This window comes from Xanthomonas sp. XNM01, assembly GCF_014851915.1.
In the GTDB taxonomy this organism is placed as follows: Bacteria; Pseudomonadota; Gammaproteobacteria; order Xanthomonadales; family Xanthomonadaceae; genus Pseudoxanthomonas.
Genome location: NZ_JACVAP010000001.1, coordinates 1,051,024 through 1,064,067 on the forward strand (window position 1 = coordinate 1,051,024; position 13,044 = coordinate 1,064,067).

Genomic DNA, 13,044 nt, shown 5'->3' on the forward strand with positions numbered 1-13,044 from the left:
AGGCGTTCAGTCAGGCGCGCGTTCGATCCTGACGTGCAGCGGGCCGGAGCGCTGCAAGGCGGGCAGTCCCGTCTCCACTGCACCGAGGCGCATCAAGTCACCCGTGTAGTTGCCAGTACCGTCTTCGACAAAGATCGCCAGGTTGCCCCAGGGGGCGTAGTAGGCGAGATCGCCTTGCTTCACCGGAACCGTGCTTTCGGCCGCCCCCAGGGTCAGCCTCTGCGGAAGATCGGCGATGCGCTCGATGCGTGCGTAGTCGGTCAGCGTCAACGTCAGCGGCAGCAGCGCCGCGAAATCCCGCGCGGGCGCGTTGTCGTAGAGCGTGGCAGTCGCGATCTGTCCATCGACATCCAATCGAATCTTCATGGGGAACTCCTGCGAGGGCACCGACGAGTCGCCATCCGACGCATTGGCGTGGGAGGAGCCGCCACCGCATGCCGCCAGCCCCAAGGTGGAGCCGACGAGCACGGCCAGCGCCAGGCGCCGCAACCATCGCGTGCAAATCGGTATTGACTTTTTCATGCCCTGAATGTTGGCGCAGCAAAGTCAAATTGACTAGCTAATGAATACTTAAAAGGGCTATAAGATGCACTAATTAGTAATCCGTGGGAGACTTTCCGCCATGGTCAGACGTAACCTCAACGATCTCCTGTACTTCGTGACGGTGGCGCGCGAAGGCAGCTTCACGCGCGCAGCCTCGCTGCTGGGCGTCACGCAGTCGGCGCTCAGCCAGGCCATCAGCGGCCTGGAGACGCGGCTGGATATCCGGCTGCTCACGCGCACCACGCGCAGCGTGTCGCCCACCGCCGCCGGCGAGCGATTGCTCAATGCCATCGGTCACCGATTCGATGAGATCGACGCCGAACTGGACGAACTGACGGATATGCGGGACAAGCCGGCCGGCACGGTTCGGATCACCTGCGGAGAGCATGTCCTTCGGACCACGCTGCTTCCCAAGCTGAACCCTCTGCTGCTTGAGTTCCCTGAGATCAAGGTCGAGTTCGACATCAACTACGGCTTCAGGGACATCGTGGCGGATCGCTTCGATGCCGGCGTGCGGCTGGGCGACACCATCGACAAGGACATGATCGCGGTGCCGATCGGCCCGCAGTTGCGCATGGCCGCCGCGGCGTCGCCGGCGTATTTCGCGAAGTGTCCCAAGCCCAAGAGCCCTCGCGACCTGATGAAGCACAACTGCATCAACATGCGCATGCAGACGGCGGGAGGTATCTACGTTTGGGACTTCGAGCGCCGCAGCCAGAAGTTGAATGTGAGAGTGGATGGGCAACTCATCTTCAATACCTCGCCCAGCATGGTGGACGCGGCAGTCGCCGGCCTGGGCATCGCGTTCTTGCCCGAAGAAGAGTTTGCGCCGCACCTTGAGGAAGGTCGGCTGATCCGAGTGCTGGAGGACTGGTGTGCCCCGTTCCCCGGGTACTACCTGTACTACCCGAGTCGCAAGCAGCCCTCGCATGCGTTCTCGCTGGTTCTTGACGCGCTGCGGTGGACCGCGCCGTCAAGCACGAAGAAGCGATAGCCCGATTCCGTCCGAGACAGGTAGCGCTGTCCGGCCCAAGGACTATGGGGCTTGGGGCGCCCCGAGCGGCGCCGCGCCTGAGACAAATCCAAAAATCGAAGGAAACCGATGTACGAACTACTCACCCCCGTGAAGATTGGGCGACATACCTTGTCCAACCGATTCGTCATGGCGCCGATGACGCGCTCGCGTGCGCAGTACGACGGCACCCCTGGCGAACTGGCCGCCACCTACTACGGGCAACGATCCAGCGTTGGTCTGATCGTGACCGAGGGCACGCAGCCCTCCGACGACGGCCAGGGGTATCTCTCCACGCCCGGCATCTACACCGATGCGCATGTCGCGGGTTGGAAGCGGGTCACGGACGCGGTACATGACGGTGGCGCCCGCATCTTCATTCAGCTCATGCACGCCGGGCGCATGTCCCACCCTGACAACACGCCGCACCATCGCCAAGGTGTGGCGCCTTCGGCCATCGCGCCGGGAGCGCAGATGTTCACGCCCGGCGGGATGCAAGACATCCCGGTGCCGCGGGCCTTGACCACGCAGGAGGTGCCGCAGACCGTGCAGGAGTTTCGTCATGCGGCCCGGTGTGCCATCGAGGCCGGCGCAGATGGTGTCGAGATCCACGGTGCGAACGCCTACCTGATCCATCAGTTCCTTGCGCCCAGCGCGAACGCGCGCAGCGACGAGTACGGAGGCAACATTGCGAACCGCGCTCGCTTCGCTGTCGAGGTCGCCAGGGAGGTCGCCCAGGAGATCGGCGCGGATCGCACGGGCATCCGCCTCTCGCCGGGTTCGACGCTGTGGGGCATCGACGAAGGCGCGGAAGGCCCCGACCTGTACCGCCACTTGGTTGCCGAACTCGACGCCTTGGGCCTCGCCTATTTGCACGTGATGCACCAGGGCAATGAAGACCTGTTGGCTGATCTGCGCAGGCTTTGGCGCGGTCCCTTGATCTTGAACCGGCCGGGCCGCCCACGCGACCAGATCGGCAAGGACGTGGCTTCGGGTCTCGCCGATCTGGAAGCCTATGGGCAGATGGTGCTGGCGAATCCAGACTTCGTGGAGCGCATCAAGGCCAATGCGTCCCTGAACGAAGCCAACAGCGAGGGATTCTTCGGCGGGACGGAACGGTTCTACACCGACTATCCGGTCTTGGGCCGATAGCCGTTTTGCTGACAGCGCAACGCAGAGCAGGCATCCAGACCCGGCATGTGGGAACGCCCCGGCCGGATCGCACCAGGCCATCCCGTGATGCGGCTGGATTCGCCTGATCGAAACGCCATGCCGAAAACCATGCACCAGGCCCCGGATTCGCCGATCCATCGCACGCTGCCGCCTTTGATGGGCTGTGTGTTCGCCGTGTTTCTCGTCACGGGCGCGGCACTGCCAGCGCTGCCGCTGCACATCCATGGCGACCTGGGCTTCAGCACATTCGCTGTCGGCCTTGTCGCGGGCGCGCAGTTCGCTGCGGCGCTGCTTTGCCGGCTCTGGTCCGGGACGGTATCGGATCGGCAGGGGTCCAAGTTCGCCGTGATGGCGGGGGCCGTGATGGCGGCGCTCGCTGGCTTGCTCTACCTCGCATCGACGATGGCTACTGGCGATCGCATGTGGTCGATCGCGATCCTGCTGGCGGGCCGTGTGCTCCTGGGGGGCGCCGAGAGCTTCATCATGATCGGTGCGCAGAGCTGGTGCCTCGCGCTCGCGGGTCCGGGTCAGGTCGGCAAGATGATCGCGTGGATCGGCACAGCGATGTTCGTCGCTTTGGCCCTGGGGGCGCCACTGGGGAGCTTTCTGTATGCGAGGCTTGGTTTTGCCTCTATCGGCTGGGCAACACTTCTTGGTGCCGTGACGACCTGGCTGCTGGTCGTCTTCGTTCCGGCGACCCGGCCTGTCACACAAAGCCGCGGGGCTGCCAGGCAGGTAATCAAGGCGGTTTGGATACCTGGCCTGGCAATGGCGTTCTCCAGTGTGGGCTACGGCATCACGACGGCATTCGCGGTGCTGCTGTTCGTCCAGAAGGATTGGCAGCCGGCTTGGCTGTCATTCACCGCATTCGCCATCGCCCTGATGGTGGCGCGTGTCTTCTTCGGTCCATTGCCTGATCGCCTCGGCGGCGCGCGCACCGCGATGATCTTCATCGTGATCCACAGCGCGGGGTTGGCGCTTATCTGGCTTGCCCCCTATGCGTGGCTTGCTTTTGCCGGGTCCGCCATGGCGGGCTTCGGTTACGCGCTGGTGTATCCCGGCCTTGGTATGGAGGCCGTCTCCCGTGCGCCAGCCGAGGCGCGAGGCCTCGCCATGGGTGTCTATACGGCCTTCATCGACTTGGCGCTTGGCTTGTTCGCGCCTCTTCTGGGACTTCTGGCCAATGTGGTCGGACTGGCGCAGATTTTTCTCATCGCCGCGCTGCTCGCGCTTTGCGCCGTGCCGATCGCTGCGTGGCTGGGTGCCCATCCGGCCCGTAGGGGCGCTGCTGCCCGCCTGACCAGCAAAGAATGAGTTGGTGCGCATGCGCGCGAGGAATTTGCATCAACCGGCATGTTCGGCGAGCGCGTCCAGCGGAACATGCAATGCGCCGTTCGCGGCAAACGCTTCGAGCAGGTAGTCCACCACCACCCGGACACGCGGGGCGATCAATGCGCGGTGCGGATACTGGATCACCATCTCATAGCTGCCCGGATGGTGTTCGCGGTGCAGGACGACCTTCAACCTGCCGGCCACCAGGTGCTCCCAGGCGAGGTGAACGGCGACCTGGGCCACGCCGATGCCGTCGCATGCCGCTTCGACCAGGGTTTCCGGTGCGGAGAGCGTCAAGACCGCTGAATCAGTCGGATCAAGCGTGGTGATGCTGCCGTCGGCGGCCCGGAAGCTCCAGGCGTCCACCGTACCGCTCAGGAAGCGCCGTGCGACCAGGCGGTGGTGCCGCAGGTCCTCGACGGCGCGCGGCACCCCTTGGCGAGCGAGATACCCGACAGAGGCGACCAGCACCGTGTTGAGGTGGCAGACCGGACGCGATACCAGTGCGGAGTCCGGGATGTGGCCACCACGCAGGCCCAGGTCGTAACCATCCCGCACGAGATCGACCACGCGGTCGTCGAAATCTACCGCGATCGACAACCCCGGGTAGCGCGCCAGCAGGCCGGGCAGGATGGGCATCAACTGCTCCCGCCCGAAGGCGGCGCTGGTGGAGATGCGCACGCGCCCGTTGGGTTCGGCGCGTTGCGCAGCCACCGCATCGACAGCGGCATCGAGGGCTTCCAGGGCGACCCGTGCCTGGCGAAGAAATACGGTGCCCTCATCCGTGAGGCTGAGGGTTCGCGTCGTGCGGTTCAGCAGACGCACTCCCAGGGCGGCCTCCAGACTGGCGACGTTCTTGCTGACTGCGGCGGACGACACGCCCAGCACGCGCGCAGCGGCCGCAAAGCTGCCGGCGTCCACGGCCTGGACGAAGGAAAGGATGGCCCTTACCCGATGCGACGAATCCATGAAATCTCCCTTGCTGAGGCCGTCCCCACCCGACGCGGCCACACTACTATCAACCCAAGGTTAATAGTAAAACAACCAACTCCCCACTTCTGGTTGATTGTTAAGGCCGGCACCATGCACACAACATCTGCAAAAGGAGAATTCCGATGTCTGTTTGCATCATCTACGACAGTGGCACCGGCCACACCAAGAAACAGGCCGAGGCCATCGCCGAAGGCGTCCGCAGCGTTCCCGGCGCTGAAGCCCAATTGATCGCCGTGGCTGACGGCCCGATCGACTGGGAAGCGCTGGCGGCCAGCGACGCCATCATCTTCGGCTCGCCCACCTACAACGGCACGATCAGCGCCCGGTTCAAGAAGTTCATGGAGGACTCGACCCGGACTGCGTGGGTGCCGCAGACCTGGCGCAACAAGATTGCCGCCGGCTTCACCAATTCCGGTTCCATGCACGGCGACAAGCTCAATTCGCTGATCGCTCTCGCGCTCTTCGCGGCGCAGCACGGCATGGTCTGGGTCGGCCTGGACCTGTTCCCGGGCAAGAGCAACGACGAACTTAACCGCGTGGGCGGATGGCTGGGCGCGATGGCGTTCTCCAAGGACGAATCGCCCGAACTGTCCCCCATCAAGAGCGACCTGGACACGGCCCAGCACCTGGGCAAGCGTGTGGCCGAACTGGCCCAGCAATTCAATGCCGGACGCGGCTGATACCTAAGAGGACCTCATCATGAAGACCTTGAGCTATGCAGCTCCATCCGCGACGGATGCCTTGGCTCCGTTCCAGTTCGAGCGGCGCGCACCGCGGCCCGATGACGTCGTGCTGGATGTCCTCTACTGCGGCGTCTGCCACACCGACCTGCACATCGCGCGCAACCATGGCGGATACACCCGCTATCCGGTCGTGCCCGGCCACGAGATCATCGGCCGCGTGACCCAGGTCGGCAGCGGCGTCAGCCGCTTCAAGGTCGGCGACACCATCGGCGTCGGCTGCATGGTCGATTCCTGCCAGCACTGCAATCCGTGCCAGCAGGGCTTTGAGCAGCACTGCGTGGAAGGTGCCACCTTCACCTACAACGGCACCGATCGACACGACCACCAGCCGACCTACGGTGGCTACTCGAAGCAGATGGTCGTGTCCGAGAAGTTCGTCCTTCGCATCCCCGATGGGCTCGACCTGGCCGGCGCTGCGCCGCTGCTGTGCGCCGGCATCACCACCTGGGAGCCGCTGCACCAGTGGGGCGCGGGTCCCGGCAAGAAGGTCGCCGTCGTCGGTCTGGGCGGGCTGGGCCACATGGCGCTGAAGCTGGCCAAGGCGCTTGGCGCCGAGGTCACCCTGTTCACCCGTTCGCCCCGCAAGGAAGAGGATGCCCGCCGCCTGGGGGCCGATCACGTCGTGCTGTCGAACGATGCACAGCAAATGGCGGCCGTGGCCGGCCAGTTCGACCTCATCGTGGATACCGTGCCCTACGAGCACGACGTCAACCCCTACCTGCCGACGCTGACCTTCAACGGCACGCTGGTACTGGTCGGCTACATGGGGCCGCTGAATGAACCCGTCGCGGCGGGAGCGCTGGTGTTCGGCCGCAAGGCCATTGCCGGTTCCTTCATCGGCGGCGTCGCGGCAACGCAGGAGATGCTGGATTTCTGCGGCAAGCACGGTGTTGTGTCGGACGTCGAGGTGATCCCGATGCAGCAGATCAACGAGGCCTACGAGCGCATGCTCAAGAGCGACGTGAAGTACCGCTTCGTGATCGACATGTCGTCGCTGTAGGCCCACAGCGCATGAGTCCAGCCGGGGCGGGCGAAGCTCGCTTGCCCGCCTCTCGAAGATAGGAAGTACACGCAAATGAGCCAACCCGAAGTCCAAGAAACCGACCCGCTGTTCCAGACCATTGGCGCCGTCGCGCCGGTCCTCGTGCCCTATACCAAAGGCCGGATCGTGGATGAACTCTGGAGCAGACCGGGCCTTGCAGCACGGGAGCGCGCCATCGTCTCGGTCGCGATCCTGGTGTCGCGCAACGCCAGCGGCGCCTATGCCCACTATCTGAACAAGGCGCTGGACAGCGGCCTGCAGCCGGCTGAACTGTCCGAGCTTCTTGCACACCTGGCGTTCTACACCGGCTTTGGCTACGCCTTCGGCGCGGTCGGTGTGCTCAAGGGCATCTTCGATGAACGCGGTATCGGTGTCGATCAGTTGCCCGGGACTACCCCTGTGCTGCTGCCAAGCGCGGAAGTCCTGCCTGACGCGGCAAAGCGCGCGGCATTTCTGGAGGCCAACGTCGCGCCGGCCTCCGAGGCATTGCGCCACTTCACCGAAGACCTGCTGCACGGGGAAGTCTGGCGGCGTCCTGGACTGGCGGCACGCGACCGCGTACTGGCAACGCTTGCATCGCTTGCGGCCCAGGGACTGTCGTCCTCGTTGCCGACCTATCTGGACCAGGCGCTGGCCCTCGGGGTTACGGAGCAGGAGATCGGCGAGTCGCTGGCTCACGTCGCCTTCTATAGCGGCTGGGGCAATGCGATCCACGCAGCAGAGGTCGTGACGCGCTTTTACGAAAAGCGACGATCTGCCTAAACTCGGTTAGCTGGAAGTGCTTCCCCCTTCCGTGACCAACGAGAGATAGGGATTGTTGGGGGGCGTCTCGCCAAACAGCGCGGCTGGATCTGCCAGCAGGTAGCCGTGCAGCCGGCGAGACTTCCTGGGGCCAGTGACCTCGCAGGTCCAGATGTTCAGGCCGTTGGGATGCTTGCGGTGGTATTGCAGCCGCTCGAAGCGCTTTTGCACCCACTGCCAATCCTGCTGGCTTTCCTGCTTCGCCAGCGTGCCCACTTGCGGGTGCTCCTGCGCATATCGCTGGAAGACGCCGGGGCTGACGAGGTAGGCGGTGTCGCCCACGGTATGTACGAGCGCCTTGGCGTCGTTGATGATGAGCCGCCGCGAAGCGACACCTTGTTGCAGCCATGCCATGAAGTGCTCACCGGATGGCTGCGTGGACGTGGGCGCTGGTGACGGAGGCAGAGGCTTCGCCAGGGGCGGTGCAGGCGTTTCGTGGGCTGCGGCAGGCGCTTCGACCGAGACGGCTTCTGCATCCTGCCGGGCGGCGGGCAAATCACCCATTCCCACCATCGCCAGCATGTCTTCCATGACGTCGGGCACGGCTTGGGCGGCAGGCGGATGAGCCACGGCAGCGGCGCCGCTGGCTTCCTCCCAGGGAGCGAGCTGCTGATCTTCGGCGGACGGCACCGCCGCAATCGCTGGTGCTGGCACTGAAGCATCGGCATCTTTGTCTGCTGGTGTCGCGTCGATCGCCACCGTCCCGGTGAACGGCGCCGGCCGCTCGCCAGGCTCCCAGATCAGCGCAGGTGCCAGCCGCAACAGGGTGAACGAGTGGGACCAGCCGGTCGAACTGGTCACGGTCGCGCGCCAGATCGCCTTGCCATCGGACCTCGGCTGCAACATGCCGTGGTCCTGGAGCACGTTGAACACCGCGGTGTTGTTCGCGGGGATGCCATCGACCCCCTGGGACAGCAGGTGCGCGCGCAGCTTGTCCGATACCGTCTTGCTCACCAGCCACAGCGCGTCCTCGGTGAGCCAGCCATCGGAGGCTTCGGGCTGGTTCAGTTTCAACTCTCCCTTGAGCAGGTAGCGCAGCCCGTTGATCAGCTTGCGTTGGAGCGAGTGCTTGGGCGCGGCCATGGCGCGCGCGGGATCGCCGCCCAGCTCCTGGGCGACGGAGGCGCGGTCGGCCTGCACGACCAGCTCGCCCAGCACCCCGGCGTGCTCATACTGCCCGGCCAGGACGTAGAGCAGCGGCGCCCACAGGGACGGATAGCCGCTGAGCCAGTCCAGCAGATCGCGATCGAGCAGTTGCCGGTAGAGCAAGCCTGTCGCGGCGCTGTGGAGCCGGTACTCGCGGTCGTCGCGGTAGCGGAAGCGGTACGGTTGGCGCAGCGGGCCGTGCCATGGGTGCCAGGTGCTGCCATCGGCCAGTTCGACGTGCAGATCGACGGCCACCTTGCCGATGTCGTGGAGCAGTGCGGCATAGGCGACGGCCGCAGTCCAGGCTTCGGCTTGCGCCGCTTGGTCTTCGGGGCTGGCGCCGATGGGCAGCAGATGGGACTGCCGCAGTTTCAGGCTGTAGGCGACGATTTCGAGGCCATGGTCGAGCATGCCGCCCGGGTAGGCGTGGTGGTGCGCTTCGGAGGCCGGGAAAGCCTGGACCAGCTCGGCGTAGCGCTCCAGTGGCGCGCGGTAAAGGGTGGCGAACTGCCTGCGCGAGAGCGAGGTGCGCTGCCAGATGTGTTCCAGCAGCTTCTGCCGGCGTGGGGTGGCCAGCAGCGATGCGGCCGACTCCGGCCGCATCAACCCTTTCGGGAGGTCGGTGGCGGGTGCTGGCGACGGTGCGGTAACGACCGGGGGCCGTTTTCGCTGGAACAGGGAGAGCATGTCGGTGTCCTGATGGCGAGCCGGGCGGGAGGCCTTTTGGCCTTTTCGAGGTAGGGCCTTTCCCCTTGCACCCCATTCCCTTGCCGTTTCGACCCTTTGGCCTTTAACCGTTTCGGTATAGCGGGGCCTGGGCTGCGGCTCCAGCGTCAATGGGGAACCCGCATTAATGGATTGGACGGCGACCCGGCGCTGGCCCCGGCCTATGCTCCCAAGCCGCTACCCCGCCACGTAGGCTTTCACCTAGGCGACAAAGTTGACAAGAGCGACAAAGGCGACTAGAGTGAATCCTGTCTCAAACCTACCTGGGAGATGACCATGCCCACTGCCATCGAATTCATTGCCGATCGTCTGCCGCGCGTCACGGTGGAGGATGTGCGCCGATTCGCGGATACCGTCGAAATTCGGGATGCCCCGGCGTTCGCGGCCGAGTTGCAGGCGTTCATCCACGAGCGCGTGGAGGCGGTGAAGCTGCCCGCCAGCCTGGAAGGTGAAACGGTGGCGCAGGCCTTGGAGCGCAAGGCGGCCGCGTTGCGCGCCGGCACGCGCTGGGCACCGGCTGAAACCGACGTCCAGCGAGGCCGCGCCGTGCTGCTGGAAGCCTTCAACCAGCCGGACAACCTGCCGCCTGCCGAGTTCGCTAAGCTGGCGGACAAGTCGCGCCAGCAAGTCTACAAGGACATCCTCGCCCGTCGTCTGCTGGCGCTGAACGTGGGGCCGCGCGGCCAGAAGCTGCCCGACTGGCAGCTCGACCCGGTGAAGCAGCAGTTGACCCAAGCCGTGCTTCAGGAGGTCGAGGGCATCGACCACTGGACGATCTACCGCGCGCTGTCCGAACCACTCGAAGGCTTGGGCGGTCGCTCGCCGGTGGATGCGGTGACGCATGGCACGATCGATGACGTGGCCGAGGCCGTGTTCAACGTGCTGGGCGTCCAGGTGCATTGAAGCGAGATCGCCATGAGCCACGAGCTGCCTTCGCTCCTGATCGATGCCGGTGAACTGCTCCAGCATGTGAGCCGCGTCGTCTATCGGGGCAGTCCGCTGTACTTTGGCCGCAGCAGCACGAATCGCTACGATGACCCGGCGGGGGCCTATGGCGTGCTCTACCTGGGGCGCGACCTGCCCACGGCGCTGATGGAGTCGGTGTTTCACAAGCACCAGTGGCTTGAAGACACGAAGCGCTCCATCGCCCTGAAGGAGGTCCACGCTCGGATGGTCCGCGCAGTCGGTGTGCTGGACGACGTGCTACTGGCCGACCTCACGGCACCGGGCGTCATGGCGGGCTACTTCGGCCTGAATCTGGAGCAGTTGGCCAGCCGCGCCTACACGCACACGCAGCAGGTGTCCGCCCAGGTGCATGCGATGCCTGGAGACGACGGCCAGCCCCTGTTCGACGGGGTGCTCTACCCGTCGCGCAACAACTATCCCGCCAAGAGCATCGCCTTGTTCGAGCGTGCGGGAGCCAAGGTCAGCGTTGTCGAGGACATCGACCTGGTTGACCATGTGGACTGGCCGCAGTTCGTTGCCACCTACCGCATCGGCGTGGAACCCGATCCCGGCCCGGTGGAGCCGGAGGACGAAGCGTCCTGAAGCAGCAAGAAAGCGCATTGAAGCCTCAAACCGAATGAATTGGAGCAAACTGGAATAGGCATTCCTCAACAGCAGGAGACGACCATGAACACGACGACCCGCACCAGCACCGCAGAACGCCTCGGCCGCGCCTTTGGCCGTGGATGGCGTGCCTATGCGCGCGGCGAACGGCGGGCGTCGAACTGGTTTGTGTCCAAGGGCATGCCGCGAGCTGGTGCTTCCGCGCTCGTGTGGGTAGCCAAGCTGGCTGTACTGGGAGTGCTGCTCTACGTTGCGTTTTGGTTCGCACTCCTGCTGCTGGGCGTTGCGGCGGCGGGATGGGCTGCTGCTGCCAATACCTCGGATGAAGACGAGTGGCCTTTCACCGACCTCACCGAGCTGCGCAAGACGCCGGGCTACGATCCCAACCTGTACAACGACACGTCGCACGAGTTGTACACCGACGACTGACCGGCCTCGCGCTATTTCAGCTTTCCTCCGGTGAGCGCCCCGGCACCCTTGCCGCCAGCTTGGCCGGCGCTCTTGCTGCCATCGGAGAGCCCTTGGATGACGTGCCCGGCCCGAATCCCAACCCAGGTAAGGCTCGCCAGCCAGAATCCCGGCAGAACCAGGAACATCGTGCCCATGACGAACATCAGGAGCATGTCGCCGAAGGCGTTGTTCAGCCCCACCAGCGGGTCGAAGTTGGTGTGCGGCCGGTTCCAGCCGAAGCCCCAGCCATAAAGCGCGTCCAGAATCGTCGAATCGATCCAGCGTGCGAGCTGGAACCAGAAGTCCGTGAAGAACAGCGCGAACTGCACCACGCTGACGGTGACGACCGTCTTCAGGTCATAGGTGCCCACGACCAGCACGAGCGGGATGCAGATGACCAGCGCCATCTTCAGCAAGGCGAGCACCATGGGCAGGGATTGGCGCACGACGTCCATGGCGGGAAATGCGGCAATCGCGCCGACTGCCATCCCGACGTCGCCCGTGGCGCGCGTCACGATGTTCGGCAGGGTCTTGTCGATCTGGCCGCCATAGTCCGTATAGACGCTGCCCTGGTTCAGTTTCTGCTGCCGGGGTGACGCGATGGCGCGGATCACCGAATCGTCCACCTCGGCCCGGCTGAGGAACCCGGCCCAGCCCGCCAGGCGATTCAGCAGGCTCGGGTCCACCTGACCCAGCAGCCGTGCCCGCAGGCCGTTGCTGCCACCGGCCCACCACTCCCTGCAGGTCGGGTAACCGCCGCCATTGGCAACGTGCGCGAGGCCAGCATCGCGGGTGTCGTCGTAGGGCCAGGCCTCGCGCGCCGTGCTGGAGCGATAGCTGTCGTAGTAGCCACCCGTGTCCGTGAAAAAGCGCGAGCCGATCCAGGTCACGTCGTGCATCTGCTGCTCATCGAGATCCGGGCGCTGCATGAACAATTTGGCCCGCGCAGGCCCATAGCAATCCCGCGAGAAGTCCGCGACCTCCTGAGCCAGTACCGGGTCGTCAATGCGCGTCGCATCGATCTCCATCCTCATCTGCCGCAAGTCCGTACCGCACGGGATCGCCGCTACCGAGGCGCTCGTGACGGCGCGCGAGAGCGCGTGCATGAAGGCCCACCAGACCGGCACCTTCGCCGACTGGTTGTTGATGGTGCTGAAGGATTGCGACCAGCCGGTTTCCGTGGGCTGTGGCACGCTGACCTGGCACTGCGCCGAGCGCGAGCTGTCGTACTGGATGGTGCTGAGGTCCACGTCGATGAACGGAATGCCCGCGAACATCACCACCACGATCGCAACGAAGACCCGGTTCTCGATGCGCGCGGCAGAGAGCACACCCTTGTTGCCCTCGTCAGCGCCTTCCGCACGGGCCTTCAGCCACTCCTGCACAACGATGGCGACGAAAGGCAGCGCGAACACCCCGCTCGACACCAGCACGGCCCAGATACCGTTGTTGACGATCCAGGACACGAGGGTGAGGTAGTACTCCAGGTAGTCCGTCGTAAAAAGCGTCATGGC

Annotated in this window: 13 protein-coding genes; 9 read left to right on the forward strand and 4 right to left on the reverse strand. The window is 64.9% G+C overall.

Going from position 1 to position 13,044, the window contains the following annotated elements; translation table 11 throughout:
- Positions 1-6: 6 nt before the first annotated feature.
- On the reverse strand, positions 7-522 hold the full coding sequence (locus tag IB242_RS04740; protein ID WP_225540029.1) for a cyclophilin-like fold protein: 516 nt from the start codon (positions 520-522) through the stop codon (positions 7-9).
- A 100-nt stretch (positions 523-622) separates the two neighbouring features.
- Here IB242_RS04740 and IB242_RS04745 point away from each other — a divergent pair, with 100 nt between their 5' ends.
- The 3 genes from IB242_RS04745 (at position 623) to IB242_RS04755 (ending at position 4,042) form a co-directional block, all read left to right on the forward strand.
- Positions 623-1,537 (forward strand): LysR family transcriptional regulator, encoded by a 915-nt coding sequence (locus IB242_RS04745; RefSeq protein ID WP_192276317.1) that lies wholly within the window; start codon positions 623-625, stop codon positions 1,535-1,537.
- A 108-nt stretch (positions 1,538-1,645) separates the two neighbouring features.
- A complete protein-coding gene (locus IB242_RS04750) occupies positions 1,646-2,707 on the forward strand; it encodes an alkene reductase (RefSeq protein WP_192276319.1) in 1,062 nt (353 codons plus the stop codon).
- 45 nt (positions 2,708-2,752) lie between these two features.
- Positions 2,753-4,042, forward strand: a complete 1,290-nt coding sequence (locus IB242_RS04755) for an arabinose transporter (RefSeq protein ID WP_197844124.1) — start codon at positions 2,753-2,755, stop codon at positions 4,040-4,042.
- A 30-nt stretch (positions 4,043-4,072) separates the two neighbouring features.
- On the opposite strand, the gene IB242_RS04760 is transcribed toward IB242_RS04755, so the two are convergent.
- Entirely contained in the window at positions 4,073-5,029 is a 957-nt protein-coding gene (locus IB242_RS04760) for a LysR family transcriptional regulator (RefSeq protein WP_192276321.1), read from the reverse strand.
- Positions 5,030-5,175: 146 nt separating this feature from the next.
- On the opposite strand from IB242_RS04760, the gene IB242_RS04765 reads away from it, so the two are divergent.
- The 3 genes from IB242_RS04765 (at position 5,176) to IB242_RS04775 (ending at position 7,600) form a co-directional block, all read left to right on the forward strand.
- Entirely contained in the window at positions 5,176-5,733 is a 558-nt protein-coding gene (locus tag IB242_RS04765) for a flavodoxin family protein (RefSeq protein WP_192276323.1), read from the forward strand.
- Positions 5,734-5,752: 19 nt separating this feature from the next.
- Positions 5,753-6,796, forward strand: coding sequence for an NAD(P)-dependent alcohol dehydrogenase (locus tag IB242_RS04770; protein ID WP_192276325.1), 1,044 nt, complete (start codon positions 5,753-5,755; stop codon positions 6,794-6,796).
- 75 nt (positions 6,797-6,871) lie between these two features.
- Positions 6,872-7,600 (forward strand): carboxymuconolactone decarboxylase family protein, encoded by a 729-nt coding sequence (locus IB242_RS04775; protein ID WP_192276327.1) that lies wholly within the window; start codon positions 6,872-6,874, stop codon positions 7,598-7,600.
- 6 nt (positions 7,601-7,606) lie between these two features.
- Here the strand turns inward: IB242_RS04775 and mobH are convergent, their stop codons facing one another.
- Positions 7,607-9,472 carry a MobH family relaxase gene (gene mobH / locus IB242_RS04780; protein WP_192276330.1) on the reverse strand — a complete coding sequence of 622 codons (1,866 nt, stop codon included), beginning with the start codon at positions 9,470-9,472 and terminating at the stop codon, positions 7,607-7,609.
- 315 nt (positions 9,473-9,787) lie between these two features.
- On the opposite strand from mobH, the gene IB242_RS04785 reads away from it, so the two are divergent.
- The 3 genes from IB242_RS04785 to IB242_RS04795 all read left to right on the forward strand — a co-directional run bounded on the left by IB242_RS04785 (position 9,788) and on the right by IB242_RS04795 (position 11,509).
- Positions 9,788-10,414, forward strand: a complete 627-nt coding sequence (locus IB242_RS04785; RefSeq protein WP_192276332.1) for an integrase — start codon at positions 9,788-9,790, stop codon at positions 10,412-10,414.
- Positions 10,415-10,426: 12 nt separating this feature from the next.
- A complete protein-coding gene (locus IB242_RS04790; protein WP_192276334.1) occupies positions 10,427-11,059 on the forward strand; it encodes an RES family NAD+ phosphorylase in 633 nt (210 codons plus the stop codon).
- Between the two features lie 84 nt (positions 11,060-11,143).
- Positions 11,144-11,509, forward strand: a complete 366-nt coding sequence (locus tag IB242_RS04795) for a DUF3742 family protein (protein WP_192276336.1) — start codon at positions 11,144-11,146, stop codon at positions 11,507-11,509.
- Between the two features lie 11 nt (positions 11,510-11,520).
- Here IB242_RS04795 and IB242_RS04800 read toward each other — a convergent pair whose 3' ends face one another.
- Entirely contained in the window at positions 11,521-13,041 is a 1,521-nt protein-coding gene (locus IB242_RS04800; RefSeq protein ID WP_192277740.1) for a conjugal transfer protein TraG N-terminal domain-containing protein, read from the reverse strand.
- Between the last annotated feature and the right edge of the window lie 3 nt (positions 13,042-13,044).

Excerpts from the sequence above, each read along its gene's own strand:
- IB242_RS04765 (WP_192276323.1), top strand. The coding sequence starts at position 5,176 with ATGTCTGTTTGCATCATCTACGACAGTGGCACCGGCCACACCAAGAAA.
- IB242_RS04790 (WP_192276334.1), top strand. The coding sequence starts at position 10,427 with ATGAGCCACGAGCTGCCTTCGCTCCTGATCGATGCCGGTGAACTGCTC.
- IB242_RS04755 (WP_197844124.1), top strand. The coding sequence starts at position 2,753 with ATGTGGGAACGCCCCGGCCGGATCGCACCAGGCCATCCCGTGATGCGG.
- IB242_RS04785 (WP_192276332.1), top strand. The coding sequence starts at position 9,788 with ATGCCCACTGCCATCGAATTCATTGCCGATCGTCTGCCGCGCGTCACG.
- mobH (WP_192276330.1), bottom strand. The coding sequence starts at position 9,472 with ATGCTCTCCCTGTTCCAGCGAAAACGGCCCCCGGTCGTTACCGCACCG.
- IB242_RS04760 (WP_192276321.1), bottom strand. The coding sequence starts at position 5,029 with ATGGATTCGTCGCATCGGGTAAGGGCCATCCTTTCCTTCGTCCAGGCC.
- IB242_RS04775 (WP_192276327.1), top strand. The coding sequence starts at position 6,872 with ATGAGCCAACCCGAAGTCCAAGAAACCGACCCGCTGTTCCAGACCATT.
- IB242_RS04795 (WP_192276336.1), top strand. The coding sequence starts at position 11,144 with ATGAACACGACGACCCGCACCAGCACCGCAGAACGCCTCGGCCGCGCC.
- IB242_RS04750 (WP_192276319.1), top strand. The coding sequence starts at position 1,646 with ATGTACGAACTACTCACCCCCGTGAAGATTGGGCGACATACCTTGTCC.
- IB242_RS04800 (WP_192277740.1), bottom strand. The coding sequence starts at position 13,041 with ATGACGCTTTTTACGACGGACTACCTGGAGTACTACCTCACCCTCGTG.
- IB242_RS04745 (WP_192276317.1), top strand. The coding sequence starts at position 623 with ATGGTCAGACGTAACCTCAACGATCTCCTGTACTTCGTGACGGTGGCG.
- IB242_RS04770 (WP_192276325.1), top strand. The coding sequence starts at position 5,753 with ATGAAGACCTTGAGCTATGCAGCTCCATCCGCGACGGATGCCTTGGCT.
- IB242_RS04740 (WP_225540029.1), bottom strand. The coding sequence starts at position 522 with ATGAAAAAGTCAATACCGATTTGCACGCGATGGTTGCGGCGCCTGGCG.